This is a genomic window from Winogradskyella sp. ECml5-4 (assembly GCF_036903175.1).
GTDB classification, from domain to species: Bacteria; Bacteroidota; Bacteroidia; order Flavobacteriales; family Flavobacteriaceae; genus Winogradskyella; species Winogradskyella damuponensis.
The window spans coordinates 1-1,589 of record NZ_JAYJLF010000053.1 but is presented as its reverse complement, the minus strand read 5'-3'; the positions used below and the strand labels follow the sequence as shown (position 1 = coordinate 1,589).

At 31.0% G+C, this 1,589-nt stretch carries 2 protein-coding genes; both read left to right on the top strand.

Features of this window, described 5'->3' with window-relative positions:
* Nucleotides 1–128: 128 nt before the first annotated feature.
* Nucleotides 129–842 carry a hypothetical protein gene (locus VDP25_RS17555; RefSeq protein WP_334471932.1) on the top strand — a complete coding sequence of 238 codons (714 nt, stop codon included), beginning with the start codon at nucleotides 129–131 and terminating at the stop codon, nucleotides 840–842.
* Nucleotides 843–996: 154 nt separating this feature from the next.
* On the top strand, nucleotides 997–1,338 hold the full coding sequence (locus tag VDP25_RS17550) for a hypothetical protein (protein ID WP_334471931.1): 342 nt from the start codon (nucleotides 997–999) through the stop codon (nucleotides 1,336–1,338).
* The last annotated feature ends 251 nt before the right edge of the window (nucleotides 1,339–1,589 follow it).

Here is a 1,589-nt window from a genome sequence, read left to right as displayed (position 1 = left end):
CGTATATAATTTATTGCTAGTTCTAGCCTACTTACGAAAATCCTCTCGGATTTTCTATTCGGTTTTTATTTGCTAAATTAGGTGCTTAAAACACGCAACAAACCATATACAAACACGTTAGCTAACATTTGAAAAAATCAAACAACATAAGACTATTCATTCTAAATAAATCTCTTGAGATTGAAGATTTATTGAGTAAAATACTCAAAGAAATTATTCGAATTCCAAAATCGGATTCAAAAACCTTGAGTAATAAAAGTTCTTCACTTTCATTCAAAACAAAAGCTGACTTACTTTATGATTTGGACCGAATAAATAAAGAAGAATACAATCTTCTTATTTTATTTATGGAAATCAGAAACCAGTTTATACATAATATTGAGGCCACAACATTTGAAAAGGTTTTCCAAGTAATTGGTAATAATAAAAAAAATAAAATCCTAAAACTTGACTCGGATTTAGAGAAAAACTATCAACAGGCTTTAGAAATAAATGACGAAAACTTTAGTTCAGAAGTTGTTTTGAAAATGGCATTTACAAATTTAAAGTTAATGATTGATAAACTATTAATCAGAGAGTTTGATAACCTTGTAGAAAGCCTTAAAAGTGAAGATGAATTAAAACAGTCGGCGAAATTGAATTCGATATCCGAAAAAATGCTTGACTTAATTACTAAAACAATAGATGAATTTGGAGAATCATATGAACAGCATTTAAAAAAAATTACAGGAAAAGACATCGGATTTAATAAAACCCTAAACAATTATATAAACTCACAAATGGAAAAGAAAATGAAAGAAAATTTTCCAGATATTTTTGACAAAGATAAAAACGTTAGCTAACAATGTATAACCGCAATTACGGCGGATTCGACTACGTCCGAATCCACTCGGAATTGCTAACGTCAGTGCTTAACCGAAAATCATTATCTTTAATCCCGTAACTGACGGTTATACTAGACCGTTGGCTACAATATCAAAACAAAACGCAATCGAAATGAAAAAAATATTACATAAAATTTTTCTAATACTTATCGGAATTGTTTTAATCGGAAAAATATCAAATTGGTTTCTGAATTACAGTGACGAAACGAATCAAATTCTGAACGCTGGAATGTTCACTCTAATCGGAACCGCATACTTGGTTGGAGGTTTTGTTTGGGACAAAAAACTGGTTAATATAATTTTTCTGACTTGCGGAATTTATTTAATTGTAATGAATTTCATAGGAGATTTCGGATTGAAATCAATAATCGGAATTGTTTGTATTTTGACACCAATGTTAATTGCACGATTCTCACCTGATGAAACTGATGAAAAAGAATTGGCTGAAAAATAAAAATACTGTAGCCAACAATGTATAACCGCAATTACGGCGGATTCGACTACGTCCGAATCCACTCAGAATTGCTAACATCTGTGCTAAACCGAAAATCAGTAACTTTAATCCCGTAACTGACGGTTATACGAGACCGTTGTGATTAATATTGCCGACTTTCGGTCACCCACCAAACATTGTAGCTTTCTTCGAGGTCTTTTAAGTTTCTAAAAATGATGTGATTTTAAAATCGACGTAGGAAGATTTTTAAA